Raw genomic sequence first — 18,063 nt, 5'->3', positions numbered from 1 at the left:
TATCTTCTGGACTTCTTTTTATTAGAATGTGGATGGGGATTTAAAGAAAACTTCTTTAAGCAAGAGATTACACTAATGGGAAAGGGGATGGGTAATGGATAGTTAAGCAAAACTCTCCTTCGCAATCATTGCCTTGCCCTGTTTCAGGACTGCATATAATTTCAAGTGTATCAAATTGTTGAAGAGTAATAGATTGGCAGTTGGCCAAGTTTCCAGGGCCACCTGACTGTTCAGGAATAAAAAGTTGTCCAACGATGGTTCCATTCTCTCCCCCCAAACGGATATTCACCTGCAGAGGATCTGCACATCCACCTATATATGAGACAGAGACAGTACCTGCTACGGGGATATTCTGGTCTCCCTGGCGTGACCTCCACACAAATCTTTCATCACCTGGTGTTGCATCACAGTCAAGCTCAAAATTACAGCAAAATTGATCTGTTAAAATTGGGCGGACCGCCCCGTTTCCTCCATTTCCCCCATTTTCATCCGGACAACAGCAGCACATGCTATTACAGCTGGAACACATAAAACTCAAGCCTCCTTTTTCTACTATAATATTTGCTTGTTTCTTTTTTGATTGTAGGAATGGCCTATCAAGGAAGAGATTTTTAATTAACAGAGGGTTGATAACGAAAATCGGGTTAGTATTAACCAGGGAGTTCAGAAATATTTATCTAATTTTTTGGAATTTTCAGCAAGATTTTTTGCCAATATGCTAAAATATCCCTAAATAGTCCAGTTGAATAAGGGGGGTACTATGAACAATACGGCGCTTTTCATCAATAATCAATTGCTGGATTTGATTTTTGAAAGTACATATTATGGCATAGTGATTGTTGACGCAGATGGGATCATACAATATATGAGCAATAACTATTGTGATTTTCTGGAAGTTAATAGAGGCGATGTTATTGGAAAACATGCAACTGATGTTATTGAAAATACCAAAATGCACCTTGTTGCACAAACTGGCAAACAGGATTTTGCTGATTTGCAATTTCTGCAAGGCGATTTTGTCATCGCCAATCGCATTCCGATTATAGAAAATAATAAAATTGTCGGAGCAGTCGGTACGATTATTTTTCGTGATTTGGATGAATGGAAGAAATTGAACAGTCACATTAAAGGGGTATTATCTGAGCTCAACTATTATCGAAGCGAGTGGAATGAATCGAATGGGTTAAGATATTCCCTTCATGATCTAATCGGGGAAACACCTGAGATTAAAGATCTGAAAGATAGAGTCATGCGTATTGCAAGGGGGGATATTTCCGTCCTTTTGAGAGGTGAGAGCGGTACAGGTAAAGAAATCATAGCCCAAAGCATTCATCAGCTGAGTGAAAGAAGTGACAAACCGTTTGTTAAAGTAAACTGCGGCTCCATACCTGAACATTTATTGGAATCTGAACTGTTCGGATATGAAGATGGCGCATTTACGGGTGCAAGAAAAGGCGGAAAAATAGGGAAATTTCATTTGGCTGATGGAGGAACTATTTTTCTTGATGAAGTAGGGGACATGCCAATGCATATGCAGGTGAAACTATTGAGGGTTCTTCAGGAAAGAGAATTCGAGCCTATAGGGGCTCTCCAGCCTAAAAAAGTGAATGTAAGAGTGATTGCTGCTACAAATCGTCCGCTTGAAAAAATGATCAATGACCATTTATTCCGCGAAGATTTGTTCTACAGAATTAATGCGGTTCAATTATTTATACCGCCTTTAAGGTCCAGAAGATCTGATTTGCCTCTCCTGACCGGACACTTTTTGAGGAAAGCGACTAAGCGTATAGGCAAAAGGGTGACTGGAACAAGTCCTGAGGCAGCCGCTCTGATTAGACAATATGACTGGCCGGGAAATATCCGGGAATTAGAGAACGTTCTGGAAGCCAGTGTCCACTTAACTGACAGTGAATTGATTGGTGTTGAGGAACTTCCTGATTATCTAAAAGGAGGGAAAAAGAAAGCAGAAGTAAAAAATCTAAAAGTATTATTGGAAGAAACCGAAAAGAATGCAATCGAAGCCGCTCTAAAAAGGTACAGGTATGACAAAAATAAAGCTGCTGAATCATTGGGAATTGGCAATTCTACTATTTACGATAAAATAAAAAAATATAATCTTTCTTTTTAATGCCAAAAATCCGGGAACTCGGAATCCAATCCGAAATCCCGGATTTTTGCGTTTTTCATTTAAGTTTTAATATTTGAGGACATGTATATGCAGTAATATTTCTGAAAAGTCGGAAAAATATTGTCATGAATCTGGCGGGAATGGCTTATCCATTGAAATTCCAATGTGGCACAAAACTTGCATTATGTACTTAACAGAAAACTATTTTGAAAGATATGTATACGCTTACATAACTAAAGGAGGAGGATTTCTTGGATCTCGGATATTTTACAAGGAAAATGGCACTTGATTTTAATCGTGAAAATCCTGCCAAAGTGGCTATTAAAGAAGAATCCGGCAAAGAATGGAGTTATGAATGCCTTCACCGAACTTCAAACTCTTATGCAAACAAGCTTAAAGATCTTGGTGTCCAAAAAGGCGATAGGATAGGGATTCTGCTCTATAACTGTCTTGAGTATTTCGCGTTGTATTTTGCAGCTGCAAAAATTGGAGCTATCGCTGTCCGTCTGAACTTCCGTCTGACCAGCAGCGAATTTGAGTATGCCCTAAATGATTCCGGTACAAAAATTTTATGCTTTCACTCGGAGCTTACTCCCAGGATTGAAGCTATTCGCAAAAATACAGGAGTGGAAAGGTATATTTGCCTTGCGGGCAGGACTGAGCCAATACCGGTATGGGCTCAAAGCTGGAGTCTGCTGGAGAATGGCGGCGAAGGTGAAATCAGTACAGACTCCATTCGCCTCAGCGATCCCGTAATGTTAATGTATACGTCCGGTACGACCGGCAGACCGAAAGGGGCCATCTGGACTCACGAAACCACTTTTTGGTTCTCAGTTATGCAGGCTCTTAAGTGGAACTTTAAAGGAAAGGAAATCGGAATGACTACCGGCCCGCTCTATCATGTAGGAGCAATGGAAGATATTGCGCTTCCCATTTTAATGATGGGGGGAACGGTGATTATAACTGAGAGCAAAGGTTTTGAAATAACCAGAATCTTATCAGTGATAGAAAAGGAAGACGTAACGGATTGTTTCCTTTTCCCTTTTATGATTTATGAAATGCTCAATCTTGCTAATCTTGGGGATTACAAATTTATAAATCTAAAAACAATTTATACAGGCGGAGACCCGTTAATGCCTTGGGCACTTGAAAAATTAAAAGAGAATTTCCCTCATATAGGCATTGTTCAGGTTTATGGACTTACAGAAGGAACTCCCATTGCTGCCTGTCTCGATTCCGAGGATGCTTTGAAAAAGGGGAAAACGGTTGGAAAGCCATTGCCATTGACTGAAATTCAAATTATTGACCAGAACAGAGTGCCCCTTCCACCAGGGGAAATCGGGGAAATTGCGATTAAAAGTCCCGCCGTGTCAGCCGGGTATTGGCGAAAACCGAGAGCCACCAAAGAAACCTTCACAGGCGGATGGTGCAGGACAGGAGATTTAGGGGTGCTGGATGAAGAAGGATATTTATCCATTGCCGGACGAAAAAAAGATATGATTCGGAGCGGCGGAGAAAATGTGTATGCTGCTGAAATTGAAGATGTCTTATATCGCCTTGAAGGTGTGAAGGAAGTATCCATTATCGGTGTTCCTGATCCGAAATATATTGAAGCTGTATGTGCAGTCATAGTCAAAAAGGAAGGCAGCACGTTTACAGAAGAAGAAGTCATCGAACATTGCCAAAAGTATCTTGCAAGCTATAAAAAACCAAGAAAAATTATCTTTACAGAAGAGCTGCCCCGCACACCTTCCGGTAAGGTCCAGAAGTTCATGCTAAGAGAACAATATAGCTGATATGAGGAGGAATGAAATTGGAAAAAACAAAAGCTGTTTCCTGGTCCATTCAACGCAAAATTGCCATTATTATAATCGATAATCCACCACTGAATGTTCTAAGTGAGGAAGTCATTGAGCTTTTATCAATTGCTGCGGATGAAATTGAAAGCGATTCCAATATCAAAGCTGTTATCGTAACGGGGGCCGGAGAAAGGGCTTTTGTCGCAGGTGGCGATATAAAGGGTTTTCCTGATTGGATGGGAAAAGGGATTGAACTGGCAAAGGAAAAGTCTCTCTGGCTTCAGAAACCTTTAAATAAACTGGAAAGGCTGCCGCAACCCACGATAGCTGCCATTAATGGGTTTGCTCTGGGAGGCGGCTGTGAATTGGCTTTAAGCTGTGATATCAGGATAGCAGAGGAGCACATAAAAATCGGGATGCCTGAAATCAAGCTTGGCTTATTTCCAGGTGCGGGAGGAACTCAGCGGCTATCACGTCTTATTGGTAAATCAAAAGCAAAAGAAATGATTTTCACCGGTGAGCCACTGTCTGCAGAGGAGGCCTGGCGGATAGGCTTAATTAACCGGATTGCCCCTAAAGGAAAGTCGCTTGAAACAGCCTTGGATCTGGCAGAATCTATCAGCAATCATTCACTTCCCGCCCTGGCTTTTGCCAAGAGGTCGATAGATAAAGGTTATGAGCAAAGGCTTGAAAACGGACTCATCACCGAGGCTGAATATTTTGGCCAAGTTTTTCAGACCGAGGATATTAAGGAAGGGGTCGGGGCTTTTATACAAAAAAGAGACCCTAAATTTACTGATCAATAATTTAAAGATTAGGAGGAATAAAAATGTTTGGATTATCGCCATTAATGACTTTTATGTTATTTGTTTTTTGGCCTCTGTCATTGGCCGCCGCTGGATTATGGGGATTATTGGCATTTAAAAATAAAGAGGAAGAGGATGATGCTTTATGATTTTGGCAATCGGAATTATCTATCTGCTTGTGATCCTTGTTATAGGGTTATTATCGATGAAGCATCAGAAAGACATGGACACCTTCTATACCGGGGGCCGGAGATTTGGCCCGTGGCTTGTCGCCCTGGCTGTCTCTTCCACAACCATGTCCGGATACGGTTTTATTGGATTGACCGGGCTTGTGTATGAGCATGGCTATGCCATTTTTATGATCGGTATTTTTGCCACTGCCGGGATTTTTGTAAGCTTTTTGGTATTGGCTAAGCCGATGAGGAGAATTACACAAAAATTTGGCGCTCTGACCATTCCGGATTTATTGGAAATCCGCTATAACAGCAAAACAGTGCGGGCCATAACTGCACTTGCTATTCTGGGAGGGGCAATAGGCTATCAGATGGCTCAATATAAAGCATTGGGCAATATGCTTGAAACTGTCTTGGGGGTTGATTATAAGCTTGCTTTATTTATAGGAGTGGCCATATTAACGGTCTATGTTGTTGGCGGCGGGATGATCAGTGCCGTCTGGACAGACTTTATTCAAATGATTGTCATGATTGTTGGCGCTTTAATTGTTTTCATAGGCGGTATGAGAATGGTTGGAGGCATGTCCCAAATGAATGCTGAACTGACAGCTATTAATCCTGACATGGTTCAGGCCTTCCATACTACAGGCCCAATCGGAATTTTTGCTTTTATTTCTTATTTCTTCATTTATGTAATTGGACATCAGGGGCAGCCGCATGTTGTAACCAAATTTTATATGATCAGAAAAATTTCCATGCTTAAGTGGGCTTGTATTATAGCTGCGTCCACTTACGCGTTAACGGCTTTATTATGGTTTGTAGGATTATATACGCGCGTAATGGTAAACCGCGGGGAAATGGCAGCACCGGCAACTCCTGATATGGTGGCACCAATGTTTATCGAAAACTTTTTCCCGCCTGTTGTCGCTGGGATCATATTTGCCGCTGTAATGGCAGCGATCATGTCAACCAGCGAAGCATTTCTTCTTGTCGCAAGCTCATCGATTGTAAGAGATATTTACCAGCAGATTATTAAGAAAGGTGAAAAATTACCGGAGAAAAAGGAATTGGCCCTATCCAGATGGTTTACTCTTATTATCATTGCTGTTACATTCCTGCTCTCACTAAATCCGCCTGACCTCGTTGGCTGGCTTGGCAATGCATCATGGGGAATTTTTTCGGCTTCATTGCTGCCTGTATTAAGCATTGGACTTTTGTGGAAGCGCGCCACAAAGACTGCTGCTATTTGTTCATCTGCATTAGGTTTCATCTCCAGCCTTGGTCTTTACATTCTGAAAGTAAAAGGGATTTATGTTCCTGCACTTGATACAGGTGCTATTGCTATGATTATCTCAACCTTATCATTAGTTGGAATCTCCCTCATCACAAAACCGGCATCCAGCCCGATATTTGAAGATAAGCCCAGTCAGGCTGCTAAAACCGATCCTGCTGCAGCTAATTTTTCATAGCTTAAGAAAACGTCTGCAATTCGCAGGCGTTTTTTAAATAGGTAAAAAGGTACAACTTAACTTGCAGAATGGCAGGAATACCTTACTTCGCCGGGGAATACAATTAGAAAATGGAAACAGCTTCCTAAATAGAGAAAGGAAGCTAATATTTATAAAAGCTGGGGGAAAAATGACTAAGCGAAAATGGGGAAAAGCACTATTGTTGATTGTCTGTTTCATAGGATTAGCCGGGTGTTCAGGAAAAGCTGCCGGCGATAATGAGCAGGAGAAAAAGGCTGCGGAAGAGAAGGCTAAAGAAGAAGAAAAGGCAAAAGAGGAGGCAAAGGCAGAGGAGCAGGCTCAAGAGGAAAAAAAGAAGGAAGAAATAAAGCCGGTTGCGGTTAATGTCATCGATCCTGATACAAAAGCAGTGCTAAAGACCTTCCTCCCTGCTGAAATGGGATTTGGAAAGGATGATGAAAAATATAAAGCAGATCTCGCCCAATGGGCCAAGGAAATAGCGCGCGGAACGGATACAATAAAAGGCTATGACCAAAGGATGACCCTTGACAAAATTGGTCCCGATGGCAATATCATTAAAGGGCAGCCTGAAATTATTCTTGAAGAAAGAGAATTAGTGGATAAGATTTTTGCTGCTTCTGTAAGCGGCGGAGATGTTGAGATGCCCCTTTATGTTTCAGAAAGCGGTTATGATCCTGCAGATGTACCCCATTTAGGCGAAGTGATCGTTGCGTCTTATACAACCAATTTCAACAGCGGCGTGGCAGGCAGGACAAAAAACATTGAACTCTCAGCAGAAGCCATCAATAATATCATTCTTGGTGCGGGAGATCATTTTTCTTTTAATACAACAGTGGGGCCCAGTGATGAAGCGCATGGATATCAGCCTGCAGAAGAAGCCATTAATGGCAAGCTCGTAATGGGCATTGGGGGCGGTATTTGCCAAACATCCTCCACTCTTTACAATGCTGTTGATAAGGTCGGAGTCAGTTATGTAGAAAAACACCACCATTCTGTAACGGTGGGATATGTCCCAAAGGGCAGAGACGCAACCGTTTCCTATGGAGGCAAAGACTTCAGATTTGAAAACACAACCGGCGTCCCGCTTCTTGTAAAAGCAAACTTCGGAAATGGTGTCTTAACAATTGAAATCAGAACCGCAAAAAAATATGAGGGAATGCTGAAGAAAGCAGTTTAACTGCATCAGGCTCCTATGCCATGTTTTCGGTTTAGGTGCTTGAACTGGTTTTAACACACTTTATACAGCGCAGAATAATTTACCGAAAAATAAGCAAATAGCGGAGGGGTTTGTCCACACCTTTTCAGTCACTTTTAATACAATGATATAGAAGATCTCCTCCCTAAGGATCTTTGGTCTGCATAGTGGCCGCTAATCTGCCAGCCGGATTAGCGGCATTTTCTTTGTTTTTTATACAAATAATTGCGAAAAGGGGAGAATAATCTGTAAATAAATGAAATTATAGGTAAAAAGTACCTGACTTACCAGCTGGGATCATGTTAAATTATAAGTATTATATCCTATCCTATCCTATCTGGAAATGAGGGAATGTCATGAAATTATCTGTGGCAAAAAAACTGTTCCTCGGGTTTTTGTCTGTCCTTTTATTATTTGGTCTTGTCGCCGGTTTATCAAATTATGAACTCGGTAATGTTAACAGAAATTATCAAAGTTTAATAGATGATAATGTCTCTGAAGTGATGCTTGTAAAAACTCTGAAGGCAGAGCTTATGAATGAAGCAGGGGGGATCCGCGGCTATCTCCTGACAGGCGACTCTACATATCTAAGTGACTATGAAAGTTCCCGCAAGAGGATGGAGCATCATATCAATAAACTGAATGAATTAGCCGGCAATAAGAAGGAGAAGGAATTGGCGAAAGAGCTGGAAGTGCTTCATAATCGCTACCAGAGCATTATTGACAAAGAAATTAAGTTTAAGCTTGAGGAAAATAATGCTTATATGTCATTAGTTGAAACCTCGGATAAACAGGTCAGCCAGGATTTTAACAAAAAAGCGGATGAACTTGTAAAATTTTATGAATCCCAATTAGATGCCGGGATAAATGAAACTGTCTCAGGTGTTAAATTCTCTCAGACGATTACTTTAATTATTACGATTACAGCCGTTATTGCTGCCATGCTGATCGCATATTTTATAAGCAGAATGATATCCGGGCCGATTAATCTGGCTGCAGCAGCGATAGACAAGGTGGCAGGAGGAGATTTAAGTCAGACCTCTATTAAAGTAAAAAACCGGGATGAAATAGGAGCGTTTATTTTATCATTAAATAAGATGGTCCAGGACTTGAGGTCTGTAGTCAGCCAGGTAAGAAGCACATCAGAACAAGTTGCATCAAGCAGTGAGCAGATGGCGGCAAGTGCAGAAGAAAGTTCCTTGGCTTCCGAACAGGTATCAGCTATTTCGCAGAAAAATGCTCTTGGCACTGAACAGCAGCTTCACCGTTTCAGAGAGGTATCTTCTTCAATGGAGGAGATTTCTTCAGGAATGCAGCAGATTTCTTTAAGCAGCGAGCTGATGCTTGAAGCAGCGGAAAAGGCTGATATTTTAACTAAACAAGGCACTAATTCAGTCGATAATGTTGTAAGGCAAATGAATGAAATAAATACTTCAGTAGGCAGTGCTGCTCAGCATATTTATACACTCGAAGCAAGATCAAAAGAAATCAGCAATATCGTGGAATTGATCACGAATATAGCAGAACAGACAAATTTGCTTGCACTCAATGCAGCCATAGAAGCTGCAAGGGCAGGTGAGCATGGCAGAGGCTTTTCGGTTGTCGCTGACGAGGTCCGTAAACTGGCAGAGGGTTCCAAGCAATCTGCCATTCAGATTCAGCAAATGATAGGGCTTGTTCAGGAAGAAACAAAGCAGGCCGTTCTGGCAATGGAAAAAGGAAATGTACAGGTAAGGGAGGGGCTAGAAGATACAATGGAAGCAAGTGCAGCTTTTGCTGAGATCGCCCATTCAATGGGTGATGTAACATACAAAGTTGAAGAAGTCTCATCCTCAGTGGAAGAACTGACGGCCTTAACCACCCAGATTATTGAGGTCATGTCAAATGTGCAGGGAATTTCCGAAAAAAATGCAGCAGCTTCACAGGAAACTTCAGCCGCAACAGAAGAGCAGCTCGCTACCATGGAAGAGGTATCTTCATCAGCCAGGTCTCTTGCAAAACTTTCTGAAGAATTGCAGGAAGTTGTTTCGAGATTTAAATTATAAAGGGGCTCGGCTGAGTCCCTTTATAGATTTGTACTATAAGATTTTAATGGTTAACGGATACAGATATGGAATAAACGGCTCCTCAATTTCTTTCCATTCCTTAATTTTAATCACCGGCAGTTCAGTCCCATTATAGGATGCCTTATCTATGACTCCGCTAACTTTGACCCACATATTATCATAGAGTTCCGGAGCTTCCTCCATCTCTGATAGAAAGCCAATCATACTGGCATCTGCCACACAATGGGTAATCAAAAATCTCGAAATGACAAGCTGATTGGAATCCAGCCCCTCTTCTTTATATATAAATCCCTGAAATTCAATTTCCCTGCCAATGAATTTTTCAATATCCATACTGATTTCCTCATAATACAAGCTAAAAACTTTATCATCCATCTTAATAGCAGGAGCTGAATAAAGTTCCTTTTTTAATTGCTCAAACTCCTCATTGGATATTTCCTCTGCTTCTTCATTTACAGATAGATCATGCTCCAGCTCCTCTGCTTCTGCAGGATCTTCTTCAAAAGAATAATCTTCAAGGTTAATGTCTGATTCATCAGAGATTTCCGATGAACTCATTTCTTGTTTTTGATTTCCAAGTATGGCCAGCCCGCCTTTTTTTTCAGCAATCGAAGCATCCAGCGTCTTTGCAGGCAAGAAGAACCCTGTTAATAACGGAAATAGTATTATGGAATAAGACAGCAGCTTTTTCACTGTAAACGGTGTATCTCCATGATCATGGTGATGAGAACAAGAATGATCATCATGGTGGCAGCAGTTCTGACCGTGATGGTGTTCGTGAACAACTTCTTCTTTTTTGGAAGTCCATATTCTGGTAATCTGAATAAAAAATAAAAATAAAAACAGTATGGAAGCGGATTGACTTAAGCGGACATATTTCGGATTAATATACTTGGTTATGTCTCCTGTATTATGAAGCTGAAAAATCAGTCCGCAAAAAGCCAGAAGAATCAGCGCCCTTAACGCCTGCTGAAAATGGATTTTCATAGCAATCCTCCTAAATGAAATTCTGTACAAGAAGCAGCGTGAAAAAGACAACGGAAGCAGTCAGCACTAATACCCCAAGAACAAACTTCATCCGAAACACACTAAGCATCATAATTGTATTTTTAAAATCGATCATTGGCCCGAAGATCAGGAATCCCAGTATGGAAGACTTAGGAAATATGCTGCTGAATGAGGCACCAATAAAAGCGTCGGCCTCTGAGCATAGTGACAAAACATAAGCAAATCCCATCATGATCATCAAAGATACTATCGGATTATCAGCATTTTGCAGAAGTGTTTTTGCCGGCATATAGACTTGTACAATGGAAGCTAATAAAGCGCCGATAATCAAATATTTGGCCATGTCAAAAAACTCATCAATCGAGTGGGTCAGCATCGACCAAATCCGATCCAGGAAAGAACGGTGGTTTTCGCTGCTGTGGGGTAAATGAAGATTTTTCTTCAATTCCCCCGACTTAAAGAAGATGCTCACGCTAAAGGCAACGATAATGGCAATTAGAAATCCCAGTCCCATTCGTAAGCCAGCCATTTCAAAATCATTTCCAAAAGCCATGTATGTAGAAGCAATGACGATGGGATTAATCAAGGGCCCAGTCAGCATAAAACCAATCGCCGCATAAACTGGTACCCCCTTAGATATAAGCCGGCGGATGATAGGAACAATTCCGCATTCGCACGCTGGAAAAAGTGCGCCAGCCACACAGCTCATCACTACAGCAGCCGTTCTATTTTTCGGAATCCATCTTTTTATATGGTCTTCTGTAATGAAAATTTGGATAAACCCTGCAATCAGCACACCTATCAGCACAAAAGGCAATGCTTCTATTAGAATGCTGATAAAGATTACATTCAGATTTAACAGGGAAGGCGGAATATCAAAAGATAAACCTAATCCAGAGCTGAAAGATATTAAATATACCAGAATGGCTATCAACATAATGCCCGTTATATCAATGATATGGCTGCGAAAAACTCGGTTCATAGTATCCTCCTGTATTTAAAATCGTAATGATTTCGTTTTATACTCTATATTAAGTTTATGATATTGTAAATGGGATTATGAGCATTTTGAAAGGATAGGAGAATTGGAGGATAAAAGGATAAAAAGTTTATCCTTGCAATCACATGAAAATTTTAATATGATTTAAATCGAAACAATTACGATTTACCTGAAATTCTCTAGGTAACACTTGATTTTATCAGAGGGAGAGGACAATAATCGACTATAAATCGTAATGAATACTATTTATATTCAAAAAGGAGAAAGTCCATGACAAAGAAGATACCCGTCACTGTACTGAGCGGCTATTTAGGTTCAGGAAAGACCACATTGCTGAACCACATTTTAAATAATCGAGGCAATAAGAAAATGGCAGTGATTGTAAATGATATGAGTGAAGTCAATATTGATGCATCCATGGTAAAAAAAAGAAGTTTTTCCAGGTCCGATGAAAAACTGGTAGAGCTTCAAAATGGCTGCATCTGCTGTACTCTGAGAGAAGACTTAATGATAGAAGTGGAAAGAATGGTTAACGAAGGGAATATAGAATACATCTTGATCGAATCCTCGGGTATCTCAGAACCTATTCCAGTTGCCCAGACTTTTAGCTATATGGATGAAGGTTTGGGAATTAACCTTTCAAAAAGGTGCACGCTTGACACCATGGTTACAGTTGTAGACGCGAATCGTTTTTGGCATGACTTTGCATCCGGAGAAACTCTGCTGGACCGCAAACAGGGGACCGATGAAAACGATGCGCGCGAAGTTGCTGACTTATTAATTGACCAGGTTGAATTCGCAAATGTCGTGGTGCTGAACAAACTGGATCTGATTGATTCAGAAAGTGCTGATGAACTTGAGGCTGTATTAGAAAAGTTAAATCCAGATGCAAAAATAATTAAAGCTGTAAATTCAGAGGTTCAATTAAAAGAAATACTTAATACAGGTCTTTTTGATTTTGAAAAGGCAAGCCAGGGAGCAGGATGGATTAAGGAACTGAATGAGGAGCATACTCCGGAAACTGAAGAATATGGAATTTCATCATTTGTCTATAGAAGAAAAAAGCCTTTCCATCCAGAAAGATTTATGCGATGGCTTAAAGATTTTCCTGCAGATATTGTGAGAGCCAAAGGGTTTTTTTGGCTGGCTTCACGAAATGACATAGCAGGTCTCCTGTCTCAGGCCGGTCCATCTATAACACTGCAAGGGGCAGGGAAATGGATCGCAGCACTTCCAGAAATGGAGAGAAACCAAATTTTAAAAGATGAACCAGAACTGCTTGATAGATGGGATAAAGATTATGGAGACAGGATGACAGAGCTCGTATTTATTGGCCTGGGTATGAAGCAAGATGAGATCGAATCAAGTCTGGATGGCTGTTTACTAACCGATAAAGAAATGAATTCAGATTGGGGCAGGCTTGCTGACCGGCTGCCAGCTTTTCATACTAATATGATGGAGAAATAAAATGAGAGTGAAAATCACTTTTGCATGCACTGAATCAGGGGATCGCAACTATATAACAACCAAAAATAAAAGAAATAATCCTGAAAGAATTGAATGAATGAAATACTCTCCAAAGCTAAAAAAGCACACTCTGCATAGGGAAACAAAATAATAATCATTCCCTCTAATATCTGAATGAGCTCCGACATAAACTAACAGAGCAATCTGAAAAATTTTGTTGCTTTTTCCTGATCTTGCAGATATGCTCAAACCAGGAGATTTACGGAAGGGGAATTGAAATTCAATATGTGGCTTAACTTGTGATCATTTTAAATAAAAAAACATCTACCTGATATTTTGAGGAGAGGTTTGTCTATTTTAGAAAATGATTGTAACAAGGAATGCTTGCTGTGGAATTTCAAACCATAGATTCGCAGATACCTTGTTGTGTATCTGCATTTTTATTGGAATCTAATCTCCATGCCAGTCCCGGCAGGCCCTAAATGGAGGGAACGCTGAATGATCATAAAGCAAAATAAAACCGCAATAGTTACAGGTGTCAGCAGCCATAAGGGTATCGGTGCAGCTATTTGCCGAAAATTAGCCAGCCAGAATTTTAATATATTTTTTACTTATTGGGATGCAGAGCCCCATTGGGAAAAAGTATTCAGCAAGGAGATATCGGAAATTGGGGTTGAATGTATAGGTTTTGAAGCAGACTTATCGGAAGTTCAATCAGCAGAAAAGGTGCTTAAATCTGCTGCTTTGACAGTCGGAAAGCCGATGATACTTGTTAATAATGCAGCTCATTCAACCAGAGATGGATATCTGGAGTTTGATGCAAAAACATTGGATGCACACTATGCTGTTAATATGAGGGCCGTATTTCTTCTTTGCACAGAATTCGCCAAAAGATTTTCAGAATGGAATTTGCCTTACGGGCGAATTATTAATTTGACTTCCGGCCAAGAGCTTGGCCAAATGCCCGGTGAATTGGCTTATGCTTCTACCAAAGCAGCCATAACGGCATTTACCAGGTCGCTTTCAACAGAAATTGCTCATTTAGGAATAACAGTAAATGCGATTAACCCTGGACCCACTGACTCTACATGGATGAATGAAGAGATAAGAAATCACCTTTTGCCTAAGTTTCCAGCGGGCAGAATCGGCCAGCCTGAAGATGCAGCCAATCTGGCAGCATTCCTGGCAGGTGAAGATTCAAGGTGGATAACAGGACAGGTGATTCATTCCGAGGGCGGGTTCCTTCGCGGTTAACACAAAAGCAGGTGACATTTACTTAACAAATCATAGCTATTTATATCATTTTCGATACAAATACCCAAAAGGGTTTATTGATCTCCTTCAGATGTGTATAATAAGAAGTTATAGGGGGAGAGAACTATATGTTGAATTTATTAAATGACCCTGAATTTGTGCAAAAGTGTGAAACTGCTTCCCCGTTGGAAATGGTTAAGTACTTAACAGGCGGCAATATTAGAGGATTGGAAAAAATCGCTCTAGGCGCGCTTGCAAACAGAAAACAGCTGCCGCCAAATGTCGTGAATGTCCTGATCGTTTATTTCTTCAGCACGTTTGCCAATAAAGTATATGACCGAAATGATCCTGCCAGGCTTTATGATTACTGGGCATCGAATCATGTATACAGTTTTGGGAAAGCACAGGAAATGACCTCCGAAGATATCGAAAAAGTCCTGGCCGGCTTAAAATAATAGATTAAATAAAAAGTTCATCCCAATAGGATGAACTTTTTATTTAATCTATTTCTTTTTATTGAGATATGCACCTTCTATAGTCTGTTTCATCATTTGATGTCCAAGCACCGACACGCCTGCTGCAACGATTCCGTTAAGGAGCCCTTCAAAAGAAAAGCCAAATGCAAGGCTGCCTGCGGAAACCGAAATGATTACAAGAATCCATACGATGGACCAATCAGGAACTTTTGGTGTCTGTTTCAATGCATACCCAATTACCCATAAAGCCGGGACAAGCATGTAATAATTTTGATTTAAAAAATCCAGTAGGTTCAAAAACACTCACCTCCTGATTAATGTTTTTATATAGTTTATGAAATCCCCTTATAAGTTGTTTGTCTGCTTGTCTATTAAATAGAAGATATTTCATTAATAGGCTCGGGAATTATTAAGCTCAAAAAAAGACGGAATAGTTTGATAAAACACTATTTATGACGCGCAGAATAGTTGACATTCAATCCTATAAGTGCTAAATTTGAATCAGCCGTTATGCATCGTGTTATATTTTGCTAGCTGCTTTTTCAACCGTTAGGCAATGGTCTGGATGAGTAATGAACGTAAAGTAATAAGCGTGTATATGGTGAATTTACACATGGCTTTTTCTAGCCAATAGGAGGATTTTTTTCATGAAAAACGGTAAAGTAAAATGGTTCAATGCTGAAAAAGGTTTCGGATTCATCGAAGGTGAAGACGGAAACGACGTATTTGTACATTACTCTGCTATCCAATCTGAAGGTTTCAAATCTTTAGAAGAAGGCCAAGAAGTTTCTTTTGAAGTTGTTGAAGGTGCACGCGGACCTCAAGCGGCTAACGTAACTAAACTATAATCGACATACCCATACAAAAACAGCCTGGCCATTTGGTCAGGCTGTTTTATTTTACGCTAACTTGAATATTCCTCCATCAGTTCCATACCCTATTAGAAAAAGGAAGGTGTATCCAGATGAATTTCGCCTGGCAATCAGTGATTCTGGTTTTAGCAGGAGTTTTGCTTTTACGTGTAGCAGGCAGGAAGTCTATTTCGCAAATGACGCTGGCGCAAACGGTAGTCATGATTTCTATAGGTTCCATCATCATTCAGCCTATCATTGAGACAAGTGTATGGAAGACAATCGTGGCTGCTGGAATTTTTGTTGGATCACTAATTTTAATGGAATACTTGCAGGTGAGATACAATTTCATTGAAAAATTTATTACAGGCAAATCCAAAATTGTGATTGAGAATGGGAAACTAAAAACAGCAAATATGAGGAAATTGCGCTTTACAGCAGATCAGCTGGAAATGAGGCTCAGAACCAACGGTATTACTAAAATTTCAGATGTTAAGATGGCTACACTTGAGCCAAATGGACAGCTTGGGTATGAATTAATGGATAATGCAAAGCCTTTGACAGTTGGAGAATTTAAAAGGCTGATGGGAGAAATAATTTTACAGTCACCCGTTCAGCCTGCTCATCAAGCAACAGATGATATTTTTCAGGAGCTGAAAAAGGGGCATTCCCCGCCTAATTTTAAAGATCTTCACTAGTTTTTAGCCGCATTGCGGCTTTTTATATTTCAATCTCCGTCTTTCCCCCTTTAAGTATTATTCAAATTCCAAATCCATTAAGAAAAAGTACTTGAAGTTTAGCGAGTTTCCTGTATAATTTTCAAACGTGAGTTATTTTAGAATAATTTAATACCATTACTTATCAAGAGAGACGGAGGGACTGGCCCGAAGATGTCTCGGCAGCGGGCTCTATAGAGCGCTGTGCCAAATCCAGCAAGCATAATTGCTTGGCAGATAAGAAGAGAACAATTGATAGATCAAGATCTCTTCTTGCTTGAAGAGGTCTTTTTATTTTACTGGAAAAATCATTAGGAGAGGAGAACTTTTATGAAAAACAGGGGTAATCCATGGGCTTTATTGCCGCTTTTTGCTTTCCTTCTAATTTTTATAGGCAGTGGCATAGCAACAGGAGATTTCAATAGCATTCCAATCATTGTCATTGTATCCGCTGTAGCCGGAATTGCGCTGGCAATGAATAGAAAAAAGCCATTCATGGAAAAAGTAGAGATATTCACGAAAGGGGCCGGACATCCTGATATTCTATTAATGTCCATCATTTTTATCCTGGCAGGTGCTTTTTCTGGTACGGCTAAAGGAATGGGTGCAGTTGATTCGACGGTGAACCTTGCACTCTCTATTATTCCGCAGAATCTGCTTATGGTCGGAATTTTTATCATTGCATGCTTTATTTCATTATCGATGGGAACATCAATGGGGACAGTTGTCGCTCTCGCTCCAATTGGTGTAGCCCTTTCATCGGAGACAGATATTTCAGTAGCATTAGCCATGGCAGCAATAATAGGCGGTGCAATGTTTGGCGATAATCTTTCCGTCATTTCTGATACGACGATTGCAGCGGTCAGGACTCAGGGAACGAGAATGACCGATAAATTCCGTGTAAATTTTTTAATCGTACTGCCTGCTGCAGTTCTAACTGCTGTGATTCTTGGGATTATAACAGCAGGTCAGGAAAGCATGGTGACCAGCGGAGATTACAGCTTATTAAAAGTAGTCCCTTATCTTGGCGTATTGGCTGCAGCTTTGTTTGGCATTAATGTTATTCTTGTGCTTAGCGGGGGAACCCTTCTTGCAGGCCTGATTGGAATTGCTGACGGCAGCTATACGTTTGTTTCATTCCTGCAAATGATTGCTGAGGGAATGGCCGGCATGCAGACCCTTGCGATTATTGCCATCCTCATTGGCGGATTTGTGGAGATCATCCGGGTTAATGGAGGAATAGATTACTTGCTTCACATGGCTACAAGCAAAATAAAAACCCGGAGGGGAGCTGAATTTGGTATAGCGACACTTGTCTCTCTGACAAATCTCTCTACAGCCAATAATACAATTGCCATCATTATTGCAGGGCCCCTTGCAAAAAAAATTGCAGATCAATATGAGATAGACCCGCGTAAATCAGCAAGTATACTTGATATATTTGCCTGCTTTGTACAAGGGACTATTCCATATGGGGCACAGATGCTTGCTGCTTCAGGGCTCGCTGCCATTTCGCCGGTGAGCATCATGGCATATTCCATTTATCCAATATTAATTGGCATTTGCGGTATTATTGCCATTTTGATCAACTTTCCTAAGCTAAAAAAGCAATAAGTGAAAGAGCCTATGCTGGG

The 18,063-nt window shown here is 40.5% G+C and carries 17 protein-coding genes, 1 pseudogene and 1 riboswitch; of the genes and pseudogenes, 14 read left to right on the top strand and 4 right to left on the bottom strand.

Annotated elements, in window-relative coordinates; all coding sequences use genetic code 11:
* Positions 1–67 precede the first annotated feature (67 nt).
* Positions 68–529, bottom strand: a complete 462-nt coding sequence (locus NYE23_RS10490; protein WP_341077671.1) for a DUF3992 domain-containing protein — start codon at positions 527–529, stop codon at positions 68–70.
* 231 nt (positions 530–760) lie between these two features.
* Between NYE23_RS10490 and NYE23_RS10485 the strand changes: the two genes are divergently transcribed.
* The 7 genes from NYE23_RS10485 (at position 761) to NYE23_RS10455 (ending at position 9,636) form a co-directional block, all read left to right on the top strand.
* Entirely contained in the window at positions 761–2,128 is a 1,368-nt protein-coding gene (locus NYE23_RS10485) for a sigma-54 interaction domain-containing protein (protein ID WP_341077668.1), read from the top strand.
* 251 nt (positions 2,129–2,379) lie between these two features.
* Positions 2,380–3,924, top strand: a complete 1,545-nt coding sequence (locus NYE23_RS10480) for an AMP-binding protein (RefSeq protein WP_341077666.1) — start codon at positions 2,380–2,382, stop codon at positions 3,922–3,924.
* Between the two features lie 17 nt (positions 3,925–3,941).
* Positions 3,942–4,733: an enoyl-CoA hydratase gene (locus NYE23_RS10475; RefSeq protein ID WP_341077664.1), complete on the top strand. Its 792-nt coding sequence runs from the start codon at positions 3,942–3,944 to the stop codon at positions 4,731–4,733.
* A 23-nt stretch (positions 4,734–4,756) separates the two neighbouring features.
* On the top strand, positions 4,757–4,882 hold the full coding sequence (locus NYE23_RS10470; RefSeq protein WP_261391473.1) for a hypothetical protein: 126 nt from the start codon (positions 4,757–4,759) through the stop codon (positions 4,880–4,882).
* Positions 4,879–6,375: a sodium/proline symporter gene (locus NYE23_RS10465; protein ID WP_341077662.1), complete on the top strand. Its 1,497-nt coding sequence runs from the start codon at positions 4,879–4,881 to the stop codon at positions 6,373–6,375. The genes NYE23_RS10470 and NYE23_RS10465 overlap by 4 nt, the downstream gene beginning before the upstream one ends.
* Positions 6,376–6,544: 169 nt before the next feature.
* Positions 6,545–7,573 carry a VanW family protein gene (locus NYE23_RS10460; protein ID WP_341077660.1) on the top strand — a complete coding sequence of 343 codons (1,029 nt, stop codon included), beginning with the start codon at positions 6,545–6,547 and terminating at the stop codon, positions 7,571–7,573.
* A gap of 374 nt (positions 7,574–7,947) precedes the next feature.
* Complete coding sequence (locus tag NYE23_RS10455; protein ID WP_341077659.1) at positions 7,948–9,636, top strand: methyl-accepting chemotaxis protein; 1,689 nt, start codon at positions 7,948–7,950, stop codon at positions 9,634–9,636.
* Between the two features lie 33 nt (positions 9,637–9,669).
* Here NYE23_RS10455 and NYE23_RS10450 read toward each other — a convergent pair whose 3' ends face one another.
* Both NYE23_RS10450 and NYE23_RS10445 read right to left on the bottom strand, forming a co-directional pair.
* Positions 9,670–10,644 carry a TIGR03943 family putative permease subunit gene (locus NYE23_RS10450; protein ID WP_341077657.1) on the bottom strand — a complete coding sequence of 325 codons (975 nt, stop codon included), beginning with the start codon at positions 10,642–10,644 and terminating at the stop codon, positions 9,670–9,672.
* A 10-nt stretch (positions 10,645–10,654) separates the two neighbouring features.
* Positions 10,655–11,647, bottom strand: coding sequence for a permease (locus NYE23_RS10445; RefSeq protein ID WP_341077655.1), 993 nt, complete (start codon positions 11,645–11,647; stop codon positions 10,655–10,657).
* A gap of 288 nt (positions 11,648–11,935) precedes the next feature.
* Between NYE23_RS10445 and NYE23_RS10440 the strand changes: the two genes are divergently transcribed.
* The 4 genes and pseudogenes from NYE23_RS10440 (at position 11,936) to NYE23_RS10425 (ending at position 14,841) form a co-directional block, all read left to right on the top strand.
* A complete protein-coding gene (locus NYE23_RS10440) occupies positions 11,936–13,132 on the top strand; it encodes a GTP-binding protein (RefSeq protein WP_341077654.1) in 1,197 nt (398 codons plus the stop codon).
* 1 nt (position 13,133) lies between these two features.
* A pseudogene (gene rpmG, locus NYE23_RS10435) lies at positions 13,134–13,283 on the top strand (50S ribosomal protein L33).
* Positions 13,284–13,630: 347 nt separating this feature from the next.
* Positions 13,631–14,386 (top strand): SDR family oxidoreductase, encoded by a 756-nt coding sequence (locus NYE23_RS10430; protein WP_341077652.1) that lies wholly within the window; start codon positions 13,631–13,633, stop codon positions 14,384–14,386.
* Between the two features lie 128 nt (positions 14,387–14,514).
* Positions 14,515–14,841 (top strand): hypothetical protein, encoded by a 327-nt coding sequence (locus NYE23_RS10425; RefSeq protein ID WP_341077650.1) that lies wholly within the window; start codon positions 14,515–14,517, stop codon positions 14,839–14,841.
* A gap of 48 nt (positions 14,842–14,889) precedes the next feature.
* Here NYE23_RS10425 and NYE23_RS10420 read toward each other — a convergent pair whose 3' ends face one another.
* Entirely contained in the window at positions 14,890–15,159 is a 270-nt protein-coding gene (locus NYE23_RS10420) for a phage holin family protein (RefSeq protein WP_445662596.1), read from the bottom strand.
* Positions 15,160–15,509: 350 nt separating this feature from the next.
* On the opposite strand from NYE23_RS10420, the gene NYE23_RS10415 reads away from it, so the two are divergent.
* From NYE23_RS10415 to NYE23_RS10405, 3 genes are all read left to right on the top strand, one after another.
* Positions 15,510–15,710 (top strand): cold-shock protein, encoded by a 201-nt coding sequence (locus NYE23_RS10415; protein WP_009334826.1) that lies wholly within the window; start codon positions 15,510–15,512, stop codon positions 15,708–15,710.
* Between the two features lie 116 nt (positions 15,711–15,826).
* Positions 15,827–16,411: a DUF421 domain-containing protein gene (locus NYE23_RS10410; RefSeq protein WP_341077645.1), complete on the top strand. Its 585-nt coding sequence runs from the start codon at positions 15,827–15,829 to the stop codon at positions 16,409–16,411.
* 157 nt (positions 16,412–16,568) lie between these two features.
* Positions 16,569–16,673: riboswitch (SAM riboswitch) on the top strand.
* Positions 16,674–16,759: 86 nt separating this feature from the next.
* Positions 16,760–18,043, top strand: coding sequence for a Na+/H+ antiporter NhaC family protein (locus NYE23_RS10405; protein WP_341077643.1), 1,284 nt, complete (start codon positions 16,760–16,762; stop codon positions 18,041–18,043).
* Positions 18,044–18,063: the final 20 nt, after the last annotated feature.

The organism is Cytobacillus sp. FSL H8-0458 (genome assembly GCF_038002165.1).
In the GTDB taxonomy this organism is placed as follows: domain Bacteria; phylum Bacillota; class Bacilli; order Bacillales; family Cytobacillaceae; genus Cytobacillus.
The sequence above is the reverse complement of the archived record's forward strand: the minus strand, read 5'-3'. Positions and strand labels throughout refer to the sequence as shown.